The sequence below is a fragment of the Prevotella bivia DSM 20514 genome (genome assembly GCF_000262545.1).
GTDB lineage: Bacteria > Bacteroidota > Bacteroidia > Bacteroidales > Bacteroidaceae > Prevotella > Prevotella bivia.
This window is the reverse complement of the sequence record NZ_JH660658.1, coordinates 23,496-46,097: the sequence shown is the minus strand read 5'-3', so window position 1 is coordinate 46,097 and position 22,602 is coordinate 23,496. Positions and strand designations below refer to the sequence as shown.

Genomic DNA, 22,602 nt, shown 5'->3' with positions numbered 1-22,602 from the left:
AAAAAGAGTATGTAGCTCATACTTTCAGCTGTTGTGTGATTTCTATTAAAAGAAATGGAATTCTTTTCTTAGAAACTATTTATTATAATAATATTATAAAAAACAGTTCATACTTACAGTTTATTCATTGTTGCAATATGTCAAAGATCGTAAAGACTACTCTATAAAAAATAGAGATTTTATAGTCTAATGTGGAGAATAACGGATTCGAACCGTTGACCCCCTGCGTGCAAGGCAGGTGCTCTAGCCAGCTGAGCTAATCCCCCAAGGGGTTTTATATTTACTTTATACAGAGTATCGTTATTTGTTCGTTTAAGGTGATATTAAATCCTCAATACTAGAATGAGAACAACACACACACTTCTACGAGTTAAGAAGTAGTCCCAGGCAGACTTGAACTGCCGACCTCCACATTATCAGTGTGGCGCTCTAACCAACTGAGCTATAGGACTGAGTTGGAAAAGCCATGCGGCTCTTGCCTAGCTTCCTTATACGCTGAAATAAAGTATATAATACAGATTACTCGCAGTACAAGAAGAAAACAAACCAATTTATATTGATAACAATAATATATTGATAAAAATATATCGGTTACTTTAATCTTGTTGCCAAATGTTTGGCTACTTTAGCAAGGTTTTACATCCTGCTCCAGAAAGGAGGTGTTCCAGCCGCACCTTCCGGTACGGCTACCTTGTTACGACTTAGCCCCAATTACCAGTTTTGCCCTAGGTCGATCCTTACGGTCACGAACTTCAGGCACCCCCGGCTTTCATGGCTTGACGGGCGGTGTGTACAAGGCCCGGGAACGTATTCACCGCGCCATGGCTGATGCGCGATTACTAGCGAATCCAGCTTCGTGGGGTCGGGTTGCAGACCCCAGTCCGAACTGAGAATGGTTTTAAGGATTAGATCGTATTTGCACACGACCAACTATCTGTACCACCCATTGTAACACGTGTGTAGCCCCGGACGTAAGGGCCGTGCTGATTTGACGTCATCCCCACCTTCCTCACACCTTACGGTGGCAGTATCTCCAGAGTGCCCAGCAGAACCTGATGGCAACTAAAGAAAGGGGTTGCGCTCGTTATGGCACTTAAGCCGACACCTCACGGCACGAGCTGACGACAACCATGCAGCACCTTCACAGATGTCCCGAAGGACCTCATTATCTCTAAATCGTTCATCTGCAATTCAAGCCCGGGTAAGGTTCCTCGCGTATCATCGAATTAAACCACATGTTCCTCCGCTTGTGCGGGCCCCCGTCAATTCCTTTGAGTTTCACCGTTGCCGGCGTACTCCCCAGGTGGGATGCTTAATGCTTTCGCTTAGCCGCTAACACTAGGTGCTAACAGCGGGCATCCATCGTTTACTGTGCGGACTACCAGGGTATCTAATCCTGTTCGATACCCGCACCTTCGAGCTTCAGCGTCAGTTGCGCTCCCGTAAGCTGCCTTCGCAATCGGAGTTCTTCATGATATCTAAGCATTTCACCGCTACACCATGAATTCCGCCTACGTTGTGCGCACTCAAGTCTGACAGTTCGCGCTGCAATCTAGAAGTTGAGCTACTACATTTCACAACACGCTTACCAAACGGCCTACGCTCCCTTTAAACCCAATAAATCCGGATAACGCCCGAACCTTCCGTATTACCGCGGCTGCTGGCACGGAATTAGCCGGTCCTTATTCATATGGTACCTGCAAAAGGGAACACGTTCCCCACTTTATCCCCATATAAAAGCAGTTTACAACCCATAGGGCCGTCATCCTGCACGCTACTTGGCTGGTTCAGACTTGCGTCCATTGACCAATATTCCTCACTGCTGCCTCCCGTAGGAGTTTGGACCGTGTCTCAGTTCCAATGTGGGGGACCTTCCTCTCAGAACCCCTACTGATCGTTGCCTTGGTGGGCCGTTACCCCGCCAACAAGCTAATCAGACGCATCCCCATCCATAACCGATAAATCTTTATTCGTAATCTCATGAGATCAAACGAATACATAAGGTATTAGTCCAACTTTCGCTGGGTTATCCCTTAGTTATGGGTAGGTTGGATACGCGTTACTCACCCGTGCGCCGGTCGCCGACATAAATAGCAAGCTATCTATTCGCTGCCCCTCGACTTGCATGTGTTAAGCCTATAGCTAGCGTTCATCCTGAGCCAGGATCAAACTCTCCATTGTAAAATATCATTATAATGTATATCACTAAAAAATAGTGATAACGTTTGTATCTATAGCTCGAATGTATCCTAAATTCTAAAGTATCAAGTTTAAAAGCACCCTTGTTAAATAAATCAACGGTTTGTTTTTTACCAATGTGCATAAAAATATGCACTATTGCTTCTTGTACTACTTTGTCTGTTATGTAAATCTTTTCAAAGAACTCTTTCTTGTTGTGCCTAAACGAATTGTGAATGACTCATTTCGTAAAAGCGAGTGCAAAGGTATAGAGTTTAGAACAAAACACCAAACTTTAATAAGAAAAAAGTGAGAAAAAAGTTGGTTTTCTACCTCAAAATAGAAGAAAAGAGGAAATACACATTATAATATATATAGAATATGATTACCACAAAAGCTAGCACTAAGTAATGATAATATACTAAAAAGAGCAGGAAGCCATATTGCAAATTGTATAAATAAATTCTTAAACAAACTCCTACAGATACCCCAAAAAATAGAAGTAAAATACACTGATAATCAAATACTTAAAAAGGTAAAAGAAAAGATAACCTTTTACGCTGTAAAAGATAGCCTTTTGCACCATAAAAGATCACCTTTTGACGAGTAAAAGATGATGTTTTGGAAACAAAAACAGTACCTAGCTATTAGCAGTAAAATAATTTCAAGTATTAGTTCTATATACCTGAGTTCGGTATAAGAAAATCTTCAAAAAAGTTGTAGGAGTGGAATGTTTTTCGTTTCTTTATAGTTGATAATCAAAGTATTAACGAAAAAATATCCACTCCTATAAATAGTACAAATTTAATAGAAATATTCTGTATTCTTGATGAATTCTGCAAGTTTTTTGCTCCTCAACTCAAAAACGTCTGTTAGACGAGTCTAGTAAGCATCGCCGAAACCGTCCGTGTGTAATGAGCGATAGTGAAATAATGACTATCCTCATCATGTATCATCAGTCTCATTACATAGATCTCAAAACGTTCTATCGTCATGAGATTTGTGAACATCATCGTTCCGAATTTCCCCATACACTATCCTATAACCGATTTGTCGAGCGTCAGCAAAAGGTAAATATGCTCTTATTGATATTTCTACAGACATGTGCCCTAGGCAAATGCACTGGCATTTCAATCATAGACTCTATTCCCCTGCGCAGCTGCCACATCAAGCGTATGTACAAGCATAAGACTATGAAAGGCTGGGCTGCCAATGGCAAGTGTACTATGGGTTGGTTCTATGGATTCAAGCTACATCTTATCATCAATGACAAAGGAGAGATTATACAGTGGATGCTCACACCTGGCAACACTGACGACAAAATGTGTGAAACAGGAAATAATCGTTTTGATAGAAAAAGAGATAAAAAGGATAAAAGAAGATCCTTCTCTTTGTCATCTTATAAAAGAATGAAATGTAATATCTTTATGTCATTCAAAAGCTATATTTCGCTTTCAGCCATACCTCGGAATTCTGTTTATACATTGCAAACTTTCCTTTGTCGGCATGGAAGAAGTCGTATCCAGTGGTAAGTTCGATTTGGTCGTTCAAGGCGTAGGAAGCAGAGATGCGGTTGAAAACGCCACCATTGGCTACGTCGATATAGGCAAAGGATGAAAGTTTCAGCGTGTTGCGCAGCAGTTCCTTGGAGAGGCGAGCTGTAGCAAGCCCAGCATGGCGATAGACAGAAAAACCGTCAATGCTGCCCGCCGTGTATTTGTGGCAGTACTGCGCGCTGAAGTTCCAGTCGTTGCCTGGATACCAGTCGACGCCGACAAGGGCGTTGTATGTATCTCGGCATACCACGTCCTTTCCAACACTTCCGCTTTGCGCCTCGCCGAAATAGCACGCAGCCTCTGTGCGAAGGACAAACTGCCCGATGGGCAGCGAGCAGTCGGCGCCGAGCATCGTCATGCGTCGGTATTCCCCATTGACTAAAAGCGACTTTCCGTCCTTGGACAAGGCAAGCGAGAGGGCGGGCATCTTGTTCCATGTGCGCAGTGCGCTCAGGGAGAAATCAATCCCGCTGAGGCTGACCGTTATCCGCCCGCCGTACTCCATATTCCGAAGCCTTTTTTCTGGCTTGCCGCTTTCCAAGTCTATGGCATAGGGAAGAGAGGCTGACGGCAGGCTCAATGCCCACGGGTTGCGCTGGTCGGTGGGCAAGATGAAGAAGTCGGCCACGGGAATGCCTATCGCCTCGAATGTCACTGTGCGCCATGTGTATTTGGCACGCAGGGCATTGACGGGCATACGGATATCGTCATAGTCCTGCGCAAGGAACTCTGTATAGTCGAATGGCGACACGCAGTCGGTCAGTCGGAGGGCATCTGCCACTCCCCACACTACAATCTGACGCCCCACGCGAAGGTCAAGGTTTCCCTTGGCGTATGCGAGATATGCCTCACGCAACTCCATTCCCGTGCGGTCTTTGAGTATTCCGTTGTAGATAGCGTTCAGCGACACAAAGAGCGAAGCCGCCCCTTTTTCGAGTTTCACCTCGCCGCGCGCACGGGTTCTCGAAGCCATCCAGTCGGCTTTTCCCTCGGTGCGTGCGGCATGGTAAGTATCGAGAAAGCCCTTTACCTGAATGCGCAGGGCGTTGTCCTCCGTTTCTTCCTCTTGCACATATTCCGCATCAACGGAATCGATCTCCACCGCCGAGGTGTCAATCTGGGCAAATGCCTGTGCCGAGAGCATCGACACAAGCAAGAGCATCGTCCATAATCGCAGCATTCTCATGATCAGAGCCCTTTTTCTAATTTGGAGACGGTGAAGAGATTAGGTGCAACCTTCACGTTGAATCGCTGGTTGTTCATACGGATGATGGTCTTATGCCCCGTCTGCACGTTTTCCATCTGCATGAGGTGCATCGTCCAGAAACCCTGCACCTTGTCGATGTTGGAGATGGTGAGCCGGCGGTGCAGCTTCTTCAGTTTGTCGTAAAAATCGGACTTGACAGCCATCAGGCAGTCCTGCCTTATCCACGTGATGCGGTAGGCATATATCTCGTCCCTGTCCTTGGGCGTGGACTGCACCACCCAGCATTTCTTTCCGCCCACGACCTCCTCGCGTAGCAGTTTGTGCGTTTCTTCGTCCACGCTGCGCGTGTTCATGTCGTTGTAGGTGAAGTCGCTGCCCATGAAGTAGTCGGTCTTCGACGACTTGCCGCTGATGCGTCTCGTCTTTTTCATGGCAGGCAGATAGAGCCACTTATCGTCCACCTTGCGTGGATTGTCGTAGTCCCAGGTGAGAAATCCTGTGCCTTTCACATCGCCAGGATAGGTGAAGAACATGATTTTCTTCGTGTCCCTGCCCACGTCCATTGCCCACGATTCGAGTTTGCGCACCCGTTTGTGCCCGCTTCTCTGTACGAGCGTCATTTCGATGGTGGCATAGCGTGTGTCGCCATCGGCGCGGTTCCTTACTTTCTGCATGATATCTCTTCCTGTGAGACCTGCGGCGTTTGCACTGCAAATCGCAAACAAGGCGATGAGTGTCAATACTAATTCTTTTGCTTTCATTTGATACTGTTTTTTATTGTGAATTTGTCTTTTTTTCTTTGCCAAACACCCTGAGATACTTAAAGAGAATCGGTGTGAGGAACAGGTCTGCCAGCAATGCCGACACCATGCCCGCCACGGCAAGGATGCCCCAGTTGACCATCTGCGTGGCGTTTGACGACATGAATCCTGCGAACGTCGCCGACACGACCACGGTGGACATCACGATAGCAAGTCCCTCGGTGCGGAACGTGCTCCTGATGGCGTTGCCGTAGTCGCCACATCGGTCGTATGCCACGTGGCTGTGATTGATGAAGTGGATGGTGTCATCGACGGCGATACCGAGTATCATCGGTATGAGAGAGGCGGTCATCATGTCGAGCGGATAGTCGAGCCAGCCCATCATGCCGCCCACTATGACTGCGGGAGCGAGGTTGGGGATCATGCCCACCAAACCAACCTTCCAACTGCTGAATACGAGCACGAGGATCACGCCGATGACCAGCACCGAGAGCAGCATCGACCACATCTGCCCACGCTCCACGTATTGCTGCATCACGGTGAACTGCGGTATGTTGCCCACCATCGAGATGTGCGCTTGAGGGAAGAGCCGCCGTGCCTCTGCCTGCAATGCGTCCATTTCCTTCTCCGCCTCGTTGGAGTTGTAGTTCTTGATTTCCACTTGAAGGCGTAGTCGCCGGTAGTCATAGTCCATCCAATACTCCGACTCCGTGCCGCCGGCGTTCTCGTAGAGCAGGAGGAGCTGTGCCACCATGTCTGCATCGTCGGGAATACAATAGAATTGTTGCTTGCCACCGTTAAGCGTGCAGTTCATGTCCTTGATGATGTCCGTCACGGAGTTGTGCCGCTTGGTGAGCAGATAGCCTTCTGTGATGGTAGCCAACTTATCGAGCCGTTTTAGGTTCTCGGGCTTCTTTGCGTCGTCTGCGTGCGGCAGTGTAATCATCAGGTCGTAGGAATACATCGACCCCAATTCCGTGTCGCACAGGTCGAGGAACTTCTTCACATACTCCACCTTGCGCCCCATTGTTTTTTCCACATCGAACGCTGGCTCGATGGAAAACAGACCGATGCCGCAGAACAGCGTGAGTACCAACGACACGACGACGATACGCCGATGGTTGCGTATGACGAACCCACCGAAACGCTCGAAGTGGTCGCCCACATAGCCCTCGAAGCTGTGCGACATATTCGCGTGCGGCTTCCTGTCCCTGCCCAGCGACAGCAGCACTGGCGTAACCACGAGGCACGTGAGCAGCACTGACAGCAGGCAGAGCGAGGTGTTCAGCCCAATGGCTTTCATCGGCACGATGCTCATAGCGAGGAAGGTCATCATTGCTGCAATGGTGGTCAGCCCCGAGAGCAATACGCCCCAGCCTGTCTCGCCCACGGCATCGGTAATGGAAGCCTTGCGCCTGCCCGTTTCTACAAATCGTGTCTTGAAGAAGTTATATAGGTGAATGTTGTAGGCAATGGAACAGGCAAAAGTGAGTATGACGGCTATCATCGCCGTGCTCATGTCGATGTAAAGCCCCGTCCAGCCTATGATCCCGAAGCCGATAACCAATGCACATACCGAGGTTACCAATGGTGCGATGACACCGCGCAGCGAACGGGTGACGATGAGCATCACCACGATGGAAACGAGGAAGGCGATAGCGAACAACCGTCCCATCTCACCCTTCAGATAAACGAACTTCTCGTAGCTCATATAGGGCATTCCTGCGGCATTGGGCGATAGCTCGGCATACTTTGCCTTCGTGATGATGCGTCCTGCCTCCTTCCCCGTGACCATATCGGGAGCGATGTCGCTCGTCTTCTTCCACACGCTGTCAGCGGGGAATGGGCGCAGCTTCACCATAATCCACGTCATCGTGCCGTCCTTCGACACGAGTTTCTTCGAGAGGTAGGGCTTGCTGTATGCCTTGCGTCTGATTTCTTTCAGTGAGGCGGCATCCGATGGGATTTGCTCGGGAACAATCTGCTCGATGGTCATGCCCTCCTCCGTACCCACAGCAAACTCAAGGTCGGTGAGCGACGTTACCTTGTCGGCATACGAGAGGCTGTCCTTCAGTTCGTTGCTCAGCTCGCGGATGAGCGTGAGGCTTCGCTTGGAGAACACGTCCTTGTTCTTCACCAATACCGCCACATAGTAGTCGTTGCCGAAGATGGACTTGAACTCATCTGTTTTCAAGAGCATCGGGTCGTCGCTCACGAAGTAGTCGTCAAACGAGGTCTTCATCACGATGCGCTTCGTCCCCACGAACGAGAATGCGACAAGCAAGGCGAACAGCCCCGTCACAAGCAGCCGGTGGCGCAGTATCCACTCCGCCGTCTGCCTGAACTTACGGTTGATTTTTTCGATTTTCATTGCTGTTTTTATTTTATGATTTATTTTCCTGTTGTAATCTCACCATCTGGGCAAACTTGCCACCTTTTGCTATAAGCTCTTTGGGCATACCCTGTTCGCTGACCGTCCCGCCGTCAAGTACCACGATGTGGTCGGCACCCAGCACGGTGCGCATGCGGTGGGCGATGATGATGACGGTCTTTCCCTGCACCAGTTCGGAGATACCAGCCTGAATCTTGGTCTCGTTCTCGGCATCAAGGCTGGCAGTCGCCTCGTCCAATAATATAATCGGTGCATTCTTTAGAAGGGCGCGGGCAATGGAGATGCGCTGACGCTCGCCACCTGAAAGGGTTTCTCCATTTTCGCCTATCACTGTATCGTAGCCTTTTGGCATACGACTGATGAAGTCATCGCACTGTGCCAATCGTGCCACACGGCGCACCTCCTCATCGGTGGCGTCGCGCTTTCCTATGCGTATATTATCGGCAACAGAGGCATTGAAGAGCATCACGTCTTGGAATACTACGGCGTAATTTTTGAGCAACGTCTCTGGCTCTATGTCAGAGATGTCGTGTCCGCCCAGCGTTATCTTACCGCTATTGATGTCCCAAAAACGTGCAGCGAGCTTGGCAGCGGTGCTTTTTCCTCCTCCAGATGATCCAACGAGTGCGGTTATCTCGCCTTGTCGGGCAGTGAACGTGACATCGTGAAGCACCTGCTTGTCTGTTTCGTAGGAAAAGCTGACGTTGTGGAACTCAATGTCATAATTTGAAACTTCCACCTCTGTGTCGCCCGTCTGTATGGGCATTGCCTCCATCTCTTTCATTCGCTTGATACGCACATCGAGAAAAGTAAGAATGGCGAGGTGATTGCATACTTCAAGAATAGGATTATAAACCATTGCCGAGACAAGGAGGAACGCCAGATAGACGAACATCGACACGTCGCCACGCTGAAGCATCCATGCGCCTACAACGATGACGGTAGGCATGCCCAATTTAAGCAGTACGGCAGAGATATTGACAAACGCACCTGTCAAGAGTTCACCGGCAACAAGTCCTTTTTCCAATGTTTTTAATCGCTGGTCGAATCGCTGATTGTATTCGTCCTCGCCATTGTACGATTTGATTTCCTGCACACACTCCAGTCCTTCCTGTATCTGTTCGCTCACTCCTCGTTTGATGTGGTAGACATGTGTAAAAGCCTTGTCCATTCGATTTCGTGAAACCAACAGCACTACCAAGGCAAAAGGTACTACCCAAAACACAGCGATAGCTAATCGCCAGTCGTAACAGAACATTCCCGCTGCGATAATGACAATGCTCGCCACGGAAGCAAATAGTTGGGGAATGGCGTGCGAGAACGTTGTTTCCAATAGTGTGCAGTCTTCCATCATGGTGGCAGTGAGGTCGGAGAGATTGCGCTCACCGAAGAAAGCGAGAGGCAAACGGCGCAGTTTCTCGGCTAAGGAGATGCGGCGTTGCGCACTCTCATTATATACGGTGGTATAGGTGCTGTCGTACTGCCAACGGCTCATGAAGAGCATCACGACCATCAGCCCTGCTGCCACGAGGAGATAAAACCACAACGTATGTGGGGCATTCATTGGCATGTTATCGAGATACTCCATCAGGAAGAAAAACAAATAAGTGGGTGGCAGCATCAGCGCAAGGTTGAGCAGTGTCGAGAAGGCAATGCCTCGGCACAAGTCTTTTGCCCCTTTTTCCGTAAGGGCGAAACGGTTTTGAAAATATTTAATCATGACTTTATGGCTTTTGATGGGTTATAGTTTCCACGAAACAGACTGTTGATACTCGTTCCACATGCGATGGTATTGCTTTTTCCTGCTCAATAGTTCCTCGTGCGTTCCCTGTTCGACAATCTCACCGTTGTCCACGACTGCGATGTTGTCGGCATCCTGCACGGTGGTAAGCCGGTGGGCTATCATCAGCACGGTCTTTCCTTGGGTGAGATGTGCCAGTGCCTTACGGATAAGCTGTTCGTTTTCGGGGTCGGCGAAGGCGGTTGCCTCGTCGAGTACTACGATAGGGGCATCTTTCAGAATGGCACGGGCAAGAACAATTCGCTGTTGCTCACCTCCCGAAAGATAAGTACCTTCGACACCGATAACGGTATCCAATCCCTGTGGTAGCCGGTCGATAATCTCGCGGCTTTGTGAGAGGTCGATAGCACGGTTGATCTGTTCAGTCGTTGCATCAGGATTACCGTAACGTAGGTTTTCGATGAGCGAAGTTTTGAACAGATGGGTGTTCTGGAAGACGAACGACACGTTGCGCATCAGTTCGTCCTTGCGCATATCCCTCACGTCTACACCTCCAATGGTAACACTGCCATGGCGTACGTCCCAAAAGCGGGGTATCAATCTTGCTATCGTGGTTTTTCCGCTGCCCGACGCTCCTACAAGTGCAACCGTCTTTCCTTCGGGAATGGTCAGGTTGATATGACTCACTGCATCTTTCTCCGCTCCCTCATATCGGAACGAAACGTCGTCGAAACGAATGTCATACGCTTCTGCCCGTTTTGGCTCGTCGTGCTGCGAGAGCGGTGCAATATGAGTGAGCTGCTCTAATCGTTCCACAGCCTCGTTTGCCATGAATAGATCCTGACTGAGATACATGGCTTTCATCACGTTGGAAGCGATGAGCGGTGCAATCACCACATAAAGTATCACGTTGGCAATAATTGTGCTTGTATCTCCACCGAGTCCTATCAGGATGATAGCAGTAGGAACGAGGATGAAGGCAAAGGCATTGATAGCCAGTATATAAAATGACATTGGCGTGCGCCACACAAGCGTACACTTGATGACAAGGTCGCGGTAGCTGATAATGCTATCGTAGAAGCGTTTGAACGAGAAGACCGTCTGTTGGAACACCTTGACCACGGGAATACCTCTGACGTATTCCACCGCCTCTGCCCCCATCTTCTCCTGCGCATCAAGGTAGAGCCTTTGAAATTGGTTGTTCTTCGGGTTCATCGTATATCCCATAATGCCTATCGCACCAACGAGAGGTATCATTGCAGCCGTACCCAACTGCCAATCCACAGCGAATAACAGTACGATAACACCTATCGGCGCAACGACACAGCTCGCCACGTCGGGTAGCAGGTGTGCCACAAAAGTATGTGTCTGTCCCGAATCCTCATCTATGATTTTGCGCATACGTCCCGTGTTTTGTCTATCAAAATAGCCCAATGGCGCACGCATCAGCCGTTGCATCGCTTTGCGCCTCATGTTGGTTTCTATACGGAATGCTGCAAGATGAGAGAGCATCAGTGCCAAAAAGTAAAGCAACACGTTTGCCACCGATATGACAAAAGCCCATAGGGCATAATCTATAAGAGGGGTGCTTGAGAGGTTGCCTTTGGCGATTAGTAGTGTGCGTACCACGAGCCACAAAAGTATGAATGGGACAAGCGACAGCAGTCCGTTGACTGCCGACAGCCCGACGGAGCATGGCAGCAAGTATTTGCGCCCTCCCATGTAAGCTCCTAAACGTTTGAGAGTCTTGATCATATTTGTTATGTTTGAATATTATGATATTACTGTTTCATGATGTTCCTACGAAAAAAGCAGTATTGAGTACGGTTCGGGGGTACAATAATGAATGATGTTTCAATTTGTTCAAAAAAAAAGCGCACCGTCCAAGTAAAGAACGGTGCGCCTCGTGTATCGCAGTGTAGGGCATTTGCCCTTGATGACATTTCAATTTATACATACTTATCAATATTTACGATGCAAAGATACGAAGAGAGGGATAGAATGGCAATACCGAAAAATAGGTATTTTTACGCTGCAAAATAGGTATTTTATGGTTTCATCAACTCCTTCCACCCTGGAAAAGCCACACTAATTTGACCCACGCTGGCAAGTATTTTAGACCCAGTAAGGTTAAAATAACCAGCCCCACCTTGCCAAAATAAGAATGACCCTTTGAAACGCTAGTTTTTTAGGGTCATTTTGTAGTTTTGTGTTACTGTCCTGGTCGGCATTAAAAACATAAAACTATTATTTATATGACAAAATTAAAGAATTTATTGCGCTGTTACGCATCTGGTATGGGAATAAGAAGTATTTCTAGTACTTTCCATATATCTCGTAACACCCTCCGCAAGTATGTCCGTAAATTCCAAGAAAGTGGCTTGTCTATGGAGCAAATTCTGTCGCTTTCAGATGATAAGCTAGCGGACTTGTTTTCAGATGGGCATTCTCGTAACCGTCCGCCTTCTGCTCGTAAGTTGGAGTTAGAGGCACTTGTTCCTGATTATGTGAAACGGCTTAGCAAGAAGGGTGTTTCTATCTTATCTCTTCACACGGAGTATCTCAAAACTCATCCTAATGGTTACCAGTATTCTACTTTCAAACACGCAATCCATGCCTACAGATGTCAAACACGAGCCGTAGGACATGTAGAGCACCTTGCTGGCGATCAGATGTATATTGATTATGCGGGTGATAAACTAGAGATAGTCGAAGAACAGACGGGTGAGGTGCGGAAGGTAGAGGTTTTTGTGGCTACCCTTCCATGCAGTCATTACACCTATTGCGAGGCAGTGTGGTCGCAGAAGAAGGAAGACCTTATCGTTGCTTGCGAGAATGCTCTTCATTTCTTTGGTGGTGTACCCAAGGCTGTTGTGCCTGACAACTTAAAATCAGCCGTTATCCGCAGTGATCGTAATGAGCCTGTTATCAATGACGACTTCGCTGCTATGGCTGAATTTTATGACATGGCTGTTTATCCAGCTAGGGTGCGCCGTCCCAAGGACAAGGCACTGGTTGAGAATGCTGTAAAGCTAATGTATCGGTCGGTATATGTAGATATTGAAGGGCAAATTTTCCATAATCTAGAATCACTTAATATTGCTATACGCACATCTTTAGAAGCATTTAATAGCCGTAGATTGAGTGGACGTAAGGAATCCCGCCAAGAACTATTTGAGGAAATGGAAAAAGATTTTCTTCGTCCTCTTCCTACCGCTCGCTATCAGATGAAGTCTAGAAAGTCTGCTACTGTCATGGCTAATAGCTTCGTTATGCTAAGAAAGCATAGTTATAGTGTTCCAACAGAGTATATCGGCAAACGTATGGAGCTTATTTACGATAATGACAATGTTCAAATCTACTATGGGTTAAAGTTAGTTACCATCCATCAGCGAGATGATACTCCCTATACCTACTCACAGAAAGATGCACATAATCTTCCTGGTCATCATGGTAGCTTTGAAAAGGATTTGGAGGAAATATATCAACGGGCAGGGCAAATAGACAACATCCTTCTGCTTTATCTCAAGGAAGTCGCTACGCAGATGAAATATCCACCAAAAGCCTTCCGCTCTTGCCGTGGTATCATGTCGCTGGAGAAGAAGTATGGCATGGCTCGTCTAGTAGCAGCTTGTAACTGTGCTTCGGAAGGACGACGCTATGGCTATAATGAGATAAAGGATATACTACAGAAGGGTGATGATGCTTCCTATATATCTATGGATGAAGATAATATGGAGCTATCTCCTGAATATAAATCAAAAACGCATAAGAACATACGAGGCAAGGATTATTTCTCAAAGCAATTATCCAATAATAACAATAATAGCAAACAATTAAAGTAAACAACTATGGAACTAAATAATAATAAGACAGCACCTATTGTGCAAGAAATGGATAAGAATCAGTTATCTCTTGATTTAATGCATAGAATGAGGCTTACGGGTATGGCAACTGCCTTTGAAGAAAGTCTAACAACTACAATTGCAGATACGATGACACCAGATGCCTTTTTATCATGGCTCTTATCTCGAGAATGGGACTATCGTTCCGCAGCTGCTATTGAAAGACTCATAAAATCAGCAGGGTTTAGATATAAAGCCTATCCTGAGCAAATAGATTATAATATCAATCGCAACCTTAGCCAAAACAAAATGGAGAGAATACTCTCACTTGATTTTATCAAGCAAGGACGCAATATATTTATTACTGGTTCATCAGGAACTGGTAAAAGTTTTATCGCTACAGCTATAGGCTATCATGCTTGTAAAAATGGTATTAGAACGATGTATGCTAATATGTCAAAATTACTAGGGATACTTAAAGTCGCCAAGAATAAAGGAACGTTAGAAACAGAGCTAAAGAAGATAGAGCGATGTCGCTTGTTAATCCTCGACGATGCCTTCCTTGTACCTGTAGATGCAAAAGAGCGTCCTATATTACTTGATATTATAGAAGATAGGCATGAAAGGAAGTCGATTATCATATCTTCTCAACTTCCTGTGGACAACTGGTACGATGCAATAGGCGACCCTACCGTGGCAGATGCTGTACTAGATAGAATCGTGCATAGCTCATATCAAATAGAACTAACTGGAGAGAGTCTTAGAAAGATAAAAGCAAAGAATATTGGTAGGTAATAGCGAAATAAAATGACCCACCCGACCAGGGCATTTAGTGGGTCAATAATAAATCGTTTTACTGGGTCTAAAATACTTTGCCAGCGTGGGTCAAATTAGTGTGGCTTTTCCACACCCTGCCATGCCGTATGTTACGTACTGTTGAAGTGCTAGTCTGATTTCCTCCTCGCTATATTCCTCATGCTCCACGAGTTCGCAAAACAGAGTCAGCCACGCAGAGCAGGTCAGGTGCAGGAAGAACGGCGACATATTGATGTCGAGGTGCGGATAGCGTTCCTTCATCAGTCGGAGATATTCCACACCCACCTGCATCTGGTGGTCGATGATTTTGTCCTTGTAGTTTGCCAGCGACGTACCCTCGGCATTGAAGAGCAACAGCCGCAGCTCGGGGCGGAACTGCTTGACAAGAGTGAGCATCGCCATGATGTGATTGATTTGCTGTTGCCGCAAATCGAACACGTCGAGCGAGAGAAATTCCTCATCATTATGCGAGAGGATATAGCGGTCGAGGGCACGGAGCAACGGGCGCATCACCTCGCAGAAAAGTTCGTCCTTGCTGCGGAAGTAGTGATAGACGTTGCCCACCGCCACTCCTGCCTGGATTGCCAGTGCGCGAATGGAGGTCTGCCTCACGCCGTTCCTGATAAATTCCCTGTGTGCCGCGGAAAGGATGCGTTGCCTGATGTCTGTCTTCAATGTCTGCATAGCATTATGTTTAGTGAGAGAAATCGCCTTCGTTTATATCAAAACTCCAGCTCCAACCCTATCATCACCCTCCTCGGGAGCAAAGCGAAGCCCGAAGCCATCGTTGCCTATCTCTTGTTCCTCACCGGCGAAATAATTCTTGCGGTAGCCTGCAAAGCCTATGCGCATACAGAGGCATAGCCCCTTGGTGAGATCCACGCATATGCCAGGGCGCAGTCCAATCTCGAAGCCGTGGTGCTTGTTAATGCCGTCCGTTCCTACGGACGTGATGTAGTTGTAGCCGAAGCCTCCGTCTAAATAAAGGTTGAATGGTCCCTTGTGCAGATAGTAGTAGCGCACGAAAGGCGAGAGTTTAAGGGTGTGAGTGTTCTCTCGCCCGTCCTCGCCACGCTCCGAGCCGAAGGCATAGCCCAGCATCATACCCGCCGCCCACGTTTCGTTAAAATGCCAGCCCACTTCGGGATAAAGCTGCAAAGTGGTGGCTTTGGTCTTCGTGTTGTTCCAATAAGTAACGGCACCGCCTACGAACAGTCCGCCCTCGTGGTCGCCCTTATGGAAAGGCGAAGCCGTCTGCTCCTGCGCCCAACCGATGAAAGGAATAAGCGACAAAAAGAAAGTAAAAATCTGTTTCTTCATTGTTAAAATACTATTGATAAAGATCGTGTGGTTAGTTCTGTAACTCATTCACCTTGGGTTCTCCTGCGTTGTTTGCCCTTCAGCCATAGGTAAACACCCAACGAAAGAAACACTATAAGGATAACCACCATCTGCCATACATATTTCTCGGGTTCCACCCAAAACTCCTTGAAGAAGTTAATACGTCCGAGTATCTCCACAGGCGTCCAGAACACGATGACCGTGGCAATCGCCATGCGAATATTTGCTCCCCATGATGCAAGACGTAGCTGGCGGCGCAGCATGAAGAACGAACCCACGAGACAACCTATACCCACAAGGAATGTTACGGGATGATGATCGCCAAGGAAATGCTTGTCGTAGCAGAACATCAATAAAAGGTACAATCCCCATAGCATCATGTTCAGTTCCATAAAGGTTACGATACTCGTGTGGCGTGTCATGGGCTGCGCTGCAATGATTTTACGCTGATTGCGGAAGCACACTTTCTGAATCCACGTTATCAGGTCGCAGCCATTACGAGTGCTAAACACATACATTGTCATCACCATCATCCACAGACCGAACGAGGCAGGCATGATGAGATACTCTGGTTTGGTTACCACCACCCCATTCTCAATCTCGGGCTGCACACCGTAACGACGGGCGTAATAGAGGAAGAGAAATTCCACCCAGCCTGTCCAGAAGAGCAGTCCGCCCAAAAATCCCCACAATGTCTGCTGAGTACTTCCCTTTACGAACACGCCGATAATGACAAGGATTAAACCTACAAAGCCCATCATAAAACCAGCGATGTGCATGGCTCCCTCGTTCATAAACTTCTCCATCAATATCATTAGCGCATGACCTAAGGGCATGGCAAAAAGCACCAATAAAAAAGAGGCGATGGTGCGCCACCAGTAGTATTCTCTTACTTTCTTATCCATATTATTGAGATATGTTATGATTGCCTGATGCGATGTATGGTCTGCCGTATCATCGTGATGAGCTTTTGTGTTCCTAATCCAGACCGTTCTCCTGCCATCTTGATGGTAGCCTTTTTCAGAATCAATTTTCCCAATGCTGTTTGCAACATTTTAAAAGGTGCGTATTGCTGAGCCAAGGCGTCCTTTAGACCAGGATATTGAGAGAAAAGATCTTTGAGCATAGTGTCTTCGGTAATCTCTGCTATCTGTTTGTCGTCATCTTTCTCTGCTTCCATAGAGTCGGTCATTGTAGAGGTGGGCGGTGTGGCATACTTCTCTTTTTCGTCTGCCCATGTGAGAAGCGTCTGCGATCCAGTGAGAGTACGAATGCGAGTACAGTCTTGCATCACTTCAAGGATGCCTCTGAAATCGCCCTGCTTGTTTCTCACAGCATAATAAGTGATATAGATAAACAGATTAGGCTTGTTAATCCAAAATTCCGCCTTGTCCTGTTCGCCGCTTCGCATCTTTTCCACTATTTCACGAACGATGTGCACGCTCTTGCGTGGATGGCAGTTTTCTACTTTTCGCCCTATCACATTTTTAGAGCGAGGAAATATGCGATGGTCGGTGTCAGAGTAGAATTGCACCAGTTCATCTTCGTTGACAAACGAGATGTCGAAAGGCAAATGCTGGTAGATGAGATTGATTTGCTCGAGCGTGAGCTTGCCTGTTGTCACGTCTAACGGTTGGTCGTGTTTCACGGTGTAGCCATACTTCGCCAGCAGCGATTGCAGTTCTTGGGCAAAGCCGTCGGCAGGGCGGATGTTATCTTTCTTCTCTGTCTTTGCCACGTTGATAAAGGCAAAACCTATCTCTTGGTCTCCACTCTTCATTTCCTCAAATTCCTCTTCTTTGATTAAGGCGAGCGAGGTTGGATAGAGGATGGCCTCTTCTTTATCCATCAAGTCGCGGAGATAGGGTATCAGCTCTTTCACTTGTGCGACAAAAGTATCTTCATCGTTAGCTTCAAGCAATGGACTCAACTTCTTCACGCTGTTGGAAATCATGTCGTCAAAGGTCCACATGGTGACGGTGGGACGGTCAAATCCTTTCTTCTCAAGTATCGGATAGAGCTGGTTTTGTTTTCGGGTATAGTGTATGAGATAGGCAGAGGCTTTGTCCAACAGTTCCAACCACTGATTCTTAATCACAGGATACTGTACCAAGTCTTCGGCGGCATTCAGTATGCGACGCATCTCCTCATTCTCGCGATAGTAGTGACGAATGGGGTGATCATCAGGCAAGGTTGGAATGCTGTAATCCATCATCTCCTCCAATAGCTTGTTGAGCTCGGAAAGATTTTCCTTGAAACACTCCTCAGAGTCTTCTTCCGTCATTGTCTGCTCCATCAAGGCATAATGGTAGGGTTGCAGCTTGCCCACTTTCTCTTTCAGTTGTCGTTTGGCTTCCTCAAGCGAAATAGTTCCAAAAGCGTATTGCTTTTTGATGTCAGCCAAACATTGCAGTCGTTCCATCTCTATCTTAGGCAAGTGTCGCTGCATTTCGTATATTTTCTTATTCATAAAAATTGTATTTTCACATTTATAATATAAAGAGCCAATGTAAACTCTATTTCAGCTCATCACAATAATAACTCATCTGTCCGCCTGTGTCGCCTATTTCGACATCGGCTTTGTACCAACTGATAATCTGTAGTTTGAAATATCGCTGTCCATCGGCAGTGCGTACCACGTAGGTGTGAAACGAGGGTGCATATACAGGCGGTGGACCTGTAAAAGTCATCGCTTTTGCCAATGTGGGGTTAGCATCTGTCTGTGTCGATGCGGGACCGCGATTGGGGTCGAACCAAGGATTCTGTTTAAAGTCGAGTTTATTGGCGATGAGATACTTGTTCCAATCGTTTTGCGACATGGTGATATATACCGAATGGTCATCCACCACCCATTGCAAATTGGTTGGCAATTGCGCCACCGTTTTCCAAGTGTCGTAACTGCCGTATCCTAAGTCGGCAGCTCCGCCTTTTCCATTGCCCGATGTTCCGCTATTCGTTCGCATACGGTAGCCGCAAAAGGCAATGTCCCAGTCGGTACGCTCCCGCTGTTCGCCCTCTTTAATGTCGCCATTGGGCTTGTCAAGGTTGAATATTTTTCCTGTGCGCAAATTGATGTACAGCCAATCGTTGGTAACGCCAGTGGTGTATCCCGTAACTCTTGGCAGCGTTTTGCCCGTAAACTCCTCCGCATCGTAACTCACGCACGAGGACAATGCTGTCGTTAAAACGAAAAGTATGAATATGTATTTTCTCATTTCTTTCTTTTTAATGATTTTACGATGTCATCAACAAGAAACTCCACTTGTACATATCCCTTTGCACCGCTGGTGGCAGGAACATTGAACATAGTGATGCCCGATCCCAAGGTGTGGGGTAAATAGTTGAAGATGTTATCTACTCCAAGCGTAACTTTCACTTTGTTGTAGAATGTCTGCACCACTGCCAAGTTACAGAGTACATAGGTAGGCAGCGTGCAGCGGAAATAGGCATCGTAGCTCTTATGATGTTCTTCCACCCACACACGATCTTGCACATCAAAGTTTTTCTCGCCCATAAGCGAAGCACTAAAGATGGTTTTCAAGCGGTAGTTAGGCTTGTTATATACATAGTCGATGCTTGCCGTGGCAGCATGTGGCGACGTGGTATTCACTTGTATGCCAGCCTGCTTGCTCACGTTTACATAGCTGTAAGTTCCGTTCAGGGTAAAGTGGTCGAGGAAATGCCACTTCAGGATAGCCTCGATTCCGTACAGACGCTGACTGCTGAGATTGGTGTATTCGAAGTTGTACTGCATATCGTAAATATGCCATACGCCCTCTATCTTGTTACGAAACTTATTAATGTAAGCATTTACATTCATGAAGAAACCATTATGGGTGTATTCTGCTCCCAAAGAGAAATAATGGTTCTTCTCTGGCTTCAGGTCTTCGCTACCCCTTATCTGGAACATTCCGAGATGATCCCAATTGAAGAACAGTTCCTTGATGCTGGGTGCACGATAGCCTATGGAGTAGTTGGCACGTATTGCCCAATGCTCATCAGGCGAATATTTAACTGCAATCTTTGGCATATACATAAATCCGAATGCCTTCGAGAAGTTAGTGCGCACGCCTGCCGACAGCATCCAATGCTTGTTTGCCGTCCATTCATCTTGCAGGAAGTATTCCGTCTCGTGCAGTGCCCGAGTGGTCATCTTACGGTTTACAAATCGGTCGCTGGTGAGTTCATCCGAAGTATGTTCCACTCCAAGTATGATGCTGTGTCCGCTAAAGTAGGTACTTGTCAGTGTGAGACGTGGCTCGAATATTTTGCTCTTGTACACCTTTTTGCGTTCATCGATACGCTCGTGCCGTTTGAAACGGTCGTAGAAATCGTTGTGTATGCTAAGGTTTACGGTAAACCAGTCTTTTACATTATATTTCGCCTTAACGCCTGCCATGAAGTCGCGACTCTGCGAGAAGGTCATATCTTGTATCAGGTCGTATGAGTTCATGAAGAACATCGAGCCATACACCTGTACCGACAGGTTTCTGTTGGGCTCGTAATAGAACTTCTGCGCTGCCGAGATATGCTCCGTTCCCTCAATACCCATTGGCGAACGGACGGCAATGCCGTTTAGCGTGATGTCGTGAGGGAGGAATGGGTTAGCCTCCTTTGTGTAGGTCTTGCTATCGTTCTCCGCCTGATACATATAAAAGGCATCGCTCTCGCTATACCATACGTCGGTTTGTGAGGTGAAAGCCTTGTGCTTCATTCCTGCCGAAAGCCATGCTTGCAGGTTGGGGCGGTCGCTGTTCTTCTCAAACATATATAGAAAATCCTTTGGACTTGGATTTGTATAATTGCGTTCATTCATCTGCGCCCAACGCAATCCTGCTTGTATGTCCAATGGCTTATTGGTTTTCTTCGATATAAGATTGATGACTGCTCCCGAAGCACGACTGCCATACAGAGTACTGCTGGCACCCTTTACAATCTCCACACGGTCGATGGCGTGCAGGTTAAAGCGTTCGTAGTCGAGGTTGCCTGCCATATCGCCCGTCATTCGTTCACCGTCTTGCAGAAAGAGAACGTGGCGGGCATCCAGTCCCTGCATTGAGATTTCGTTGCCAAAACCCACTTTCTGAATGTTGAGTCCTGGTGTTTCTTGTTGCAGGGCATGTTGTAGGTCGCTGTACCCTGCATCAACGAGTGCCTTTCCGCCCAATACCTGTGTGGTGATGGGCGACAGTTTTACGGGACGCTCTGTTCGTGAACCTGTTACAACGACATCGTTCAGGTGCAGCACGTCTTCGCGCATAACAATCTTTATGTTGTTTTCCTGTGGCGGCACACTTCCTTTTACGGGGACGAAGCCCGTTGCATGGACATTATAGTATAGTTCCTTTCCCTTTTCTATACTTAATATCACCTTGCCATCAATGTCGGTAATGGTATTCTTAACATCCAACATCTCTTTGCTCGTGGCATATTGCACAGTAGCTCCTACCAAAGGTTGCTGCGTATCTTTCTCAAGTATGGTTATCCTTACCCTGCGCTGTGCCTGTGCGCTTATCGCCAAAAGCAGGCAAAGGAGTAAGAATAAGAATCCTTTCTTCTGCATCGTTTCTTTTTATTTTTGAAAAAGGAAGTGAAAGCACTCACAGCCCCTCACTTCCTTTATTGTCATATTTGTAACGTATTACAATCCGTGTTCTTCCTTATAGGCTGCCAAGTCCTTCTCGTATTGGGCAAACTCGGCTTCGTAATTGTTGATACGGTTCTTGTCGATGGTCTGCAAGAAACACTCGGAACGCACGTTCATCATATTGTAATCGACTATGAATGTAATCTGGTTCGTTTTCACATTCAGATAACCTTCTACACCTGCGCCACTTCCTTGCTGTACTCCGGAATCATCTTTAGGATTTCCCGTAACGCTACCGTCCTTACCCTTAAACTTTATCCAACCATCGCCTTTATACTCATCTTTCTCCCAAGAATTGAGTTGCATAAATTTACATTGGCATGAGAAATACACAATCAATGGCATCTTGCCTACGGTAAAGCCCTCGAGTGAAAGTTTCATTGTCTTATCGTTCACCCAATCAAAACTAAATTTTGTAGGACATCCATTTGGCAATAATGTTTTGTCAACCCCACTCATGGTAGCTTTGGTAGACAAGATAATCTCACCATTCAAGATGTTTTTTGCCTCATTGAAATATTCCTCTATCGGATCTTTCTGTTCTAAATTCTCATCACTACTACAAGAAGAGAATCCCGCAAAAAGAACTGCAATAAGGCAAAATAAACTTATATTCGTAACAAACTTTTTCATCATTATAGCTAAAAATTCCCATCAAAAGTTACAGATGCAGGGAAGACAGGAACAGATTGCCAACCTGCGTATGTGTCAAGAACGAAATGGAGTTCATTATTTACAAGAGAGCCTGTAAAACTGGATAATTTAATTTTAATGGGTAATCCACCATCCAACAACATCAATTTACCGGCATAACCACCTATGGGGGTCGTTGCTGTAACAACTCCGTTGTTGATAGAAACTTTAAGTTCTACTTTGATTGTTCCCGGCATCTTGCCAATAGGTCCCACTGTACCTGCCAAATCATACAGATTACCACCGGTGCTTGTCAATGTAAAGCTCTGATTTGTAGCATCATTGTATGATTTCCCATTCATAGTAATGTTACTCAACGTACCATTGTAAGTACCTGTCTGCGCATTAGAATTTACTGCAAATCCTAAAATGCTGATTACTATCAATATGGTAGAAATAAAAAAACGTTTCATCTTTTTTATGTT

At 46.7% G+C, this 22,602-nt stretch carries 16 protein-coding genes, 2 tRNA genes, 1 rRNA gene and 1 pseudogene; 4 read left to right on the top strand and 16 right to left on the bottom strand.

What is annotated here, in order from left to right:
• Window positions 1–192: 192 nt before the first annotated feature.
• The 3 genes from PREBIDRAFT_RS00180 to PREBIDRAFT_RS00170 all read right to left on the bottom strand — a co-directional run bounded on the left by PREBIDRAFT_RS00180 (window position 193) and on the right by PREBIDRAFT_RS00170 (window position 2,181).
• A tRNA-Ala gene (locus tag PREBIDRAFT_RS00180) sits at window positions 193–266 on the bottom strand.
• Window positions 267–378: 112 nt separating this feature from the next.
• Window positions 379–452, bottom strand: a tRNA-Ile gene (locus PREBIDRAFT_RS00175).
• A gap of 200 nt (window positions 453–652) precedes the next feature.
• A 16S ribosomal RNA gene (locus tag PREBIDRAFT_RS00170) occupies window positions 653–2,181 on the bottom strand.
• Window positions 2,182–2,967: 786 nt separating this feature from the next.
• Between PREBIDRAFT_RS00170 and PREBIDRAFT_RS10770 the strand changes: the two are divergent.
• Window positions 2,968–3,500 (top strand): annotated as a pseudogene (locus PREBIDRAFT_RS10770) (IS982 family transposase); the annotation flags it as partial.
• A gap of 112 nt (window positions 3,501–3,612) precedes the next feature.
• On the opposite strand, the gene PREBIDRAFT_RS00165 reads toward PREBIDRAFT_RS10770, so the two are convergent.
• Genes PREBIDRAFT_RS00165 through PREBIDRAFT_RS00150 form a run of 4 tightly spaced genes read right to left on the bottom strand, consistent with a single transcriptional unit; the run spans window position 3,613 to window position 9,640 of the window.
• Complete coding sequence (locus PREBIDRAFT_RS00165; RefSeq protein WP_004338376.1) at window positions 3,613–4,920, bottom strand: DUF1302 family protein; 1,308 nt, start codon at window positions 4,918–4,920, stop codon at window positions 3,613–3,615.
• A gap of 2 nt (window positions 4,921–4,922) precedes the next feature.
• Window positions 4,923–5,702 carry an outer membrane lipoprotein-sorting protein gene (locus PREBIDRAFT_RS00160; protein WP_004338377.1) on the bottom strand — a complete coding sequence of 260 codons (780 nt, stop codon included), beginning with the start codon at window positions 5,700–5,702 and terminating at the stop codon, window positions 4,923–4,925.
• A 13-nt stretch (window positions 5,703–5,715) separates the two neighbouring features.
• Entirely contained in the window at window positions 5,716–8,073 is a 2,358-nt protein-coding gene (locus tag PREBIDRAFT_RS00155) for an efflux RND transporter permease subunit (protein ID WP_004338378.1), read from the bottom strand.
• Window positions 8,074–8,086: 13 nt separating this feature from the next.
• Window positions 8,087–9,640: an ABC transporter ATP-binding protein gene (locus tag PREBIDRAFT_RS00150; protein ID WP_394330214.1), complete on the bottom strand. Its 1,554-nt coding sequence runs from the start codon at window positions 9,638–9,640 to the stop codon at window positions 8,087–8,089.
• Between PREBIDRAFT_RS00150 and PREBIDRAFT_RS11845 the strand changes: the two genes are divergently transcribed.
• Window positions 9,533–9,841, top strand: coding sequence for a hypothetical protein (locus PREBIDRAFT_RS11845; RefSeq protein WP_231093069.1), 309 nt, complete (start codon window positions 9,533–9,535; stop codon window positions 9,839–9,841). The two genes, PREBIDRAFT_RS00150 and PREBIDRAFT_RS11845, sit on opposite strands and share 108 nt — an antisense overlap.
• Here PREBIDRAFT_RS11845 and PREBIDRAFT_RS00145 read toward each other — a convergent pair.
• The gene (locus PREBIDRAFT_RS00145) at window positions 9,836–11,590 is read right to left on the bottom strand and encodes an ABC transporter ATP-binding protein (protein WP_004338380.1); all 1,755 of its coding nucleotides are present in this window, start codon (window positions 11,588–11,590) and stop codon (window positions 9,836–9,838) included. The two genes, PREBIDRAFT_RS11845 and PREBIDRAFT_RS00145, sit on opposite strands and share 6 nt — an antisense overlap.
• 500 nt (window positions 11,591–12,090) lie before the next feature.
• On the opposite strand from PREBIDRAFT_RS00145, the gene istA reads away from it, so the two are divergent.
• Both istA and istB read left to right on the top strand, forming a co-directional pair.
• Window positions 12,091–13,680 carry an IS21 family transposase gene (istA, locus tag PREBIDRAFT_RS00140; RefSeq protein WP_004337046.1) on the top strand — a complete coding sequence of 530 codons (1,590 nt, stop codon included), beginning with the start codon at window positions 12,091–12,093 and terminating at the stop codon, window positions 13,678–13,680.
• 6 nt (window positions 13,681–13,686) lie between these two features.
• Window positions 13,687–14,475 carry an IS21-like element helper ATPase IstB gene (istB, locus tag PREBIDRAFT_RS00135; protein WP_004337048.1) on the top strand — a complete coding sequence of 263 codons (789 nt, stop codon included), beginning with the start codon at window positions 13,687–13,689 and terminating at the stop codon, window positions 14,473–14,475.
• A 90-nt stretch (window positions 14,476–14,565) separates the two neighbouring features.
• On the opposite strand, the gene PREBIDRAFT_RS00130 is transcribed toward istB, so the two are convergent.
• From PREBIDRAFT_RS00130 to PREBIDRAFT_RS00095, 8 genes are all read right to left on the bottom strand, one after another.
• Window positions 14,566–15,180, bottom strand: coding sequence for a TetR/AcrR family transcriptional regulator (locus tag PREBIDRAFT_RS00130; RefSeq protein ID WP_004338871.1), 615 nt, complete (start codon window positions 15,178–15,180; stop codon window positions 14,566–14,568).
• 33 nt (window positions 15,181–15,213) lie between these two features.
• Complete coding sequence (locus PREBIDRAFT_RS00125; RefSeq protein ID WP_004338870.1) at window positions 15,214–15,864, bottom strand: transporter; 651 nt, start codon at window positions 15,862–15,864, stop codon at window positions 15,214–15,216.
• Window positions 15,861–16,742: a hypothetical protein gene (locus PREBIDRAFT_RS00120; protein ID WP_004337925.1), complete on the bottom strand. Its 882-nt coding sequence runs from the start codon at window positions 16,740–16,742 to the stop codon at window positions 15,861–15,863. Before PREBIDRAFT_RS00120 ends, PREBIDRAFT_RS00125 begins: the two co-directional genes overlap by 4 nt.
• 14 nt (window positions 16,743–16,756) lie before the next feature.
• Window positions 16,757–18,307 (bottom strand): DUF438 domain-containing protein, encoded by a 1,551-nt coding sequence (locus PREBIDRAFT_RS00115; RefSeq protein WP_004337924.1) that lies wholly within the window; start codon window positions 18,305–18,307, stop codon window positions 16,757–16,759.
• A 46-nt stretch (window positions 18,308–18,353) separates the two neighbouring features.
• Window positions 18,354–19,052 (bottom strand): HmuY family protein, encoded by a 699-nt coding sequence (locus PREBIDRAFT_RS00110; RefSeq protein WP_004337923.1) that lies wholly within the window; start codon window positions 19,050–19,052, stop codon window positions 18,354–18,356.
• Window positions 19,049–21,400: a TonB-dependent receptor gene (locus PREBIDRAFT_RS00105; protein ID WP_004338869.1), complete on the bottom strand. Its 2,352-nt coding sequence runs from the start codon at window positions 21,398–21,400 to the stop codon at window positions 19,049–19,051. The genes PREBIDRAFT_RS00110 and PREBIDRAFT_RS00105 overlap by 4 nt, the downstream gene beginning before the upstream one ends.
• A gap of 78 nt (window positions 21,401–21,478) precedes the next feature.
• A complete protein-coding gene (locus tag PREBIDRAFT_RS00100) occupies window positions 21,479–22,120 on the bottom strand; it encodes a DUF4903 domain-containing protein (protein ID WP_004337920.1) in 642 nt (213 codons plus the stop codon).
• 5 nt (window positions 22,121–22,125) lie between these two features.
• Window positions 22,126–22,590, bottom strand: a complete 465-nt coding sequence (locus PREBIDRAFT_RS00095; protein WP_004337919.1) for a hypothetical protein — start codon at window positions 22,588–22,590, stop codon at window positions 22,126–22,128.
• Between the last annotated feature and the right edge of the window lie 12 nt (window positions 22,591–22,602).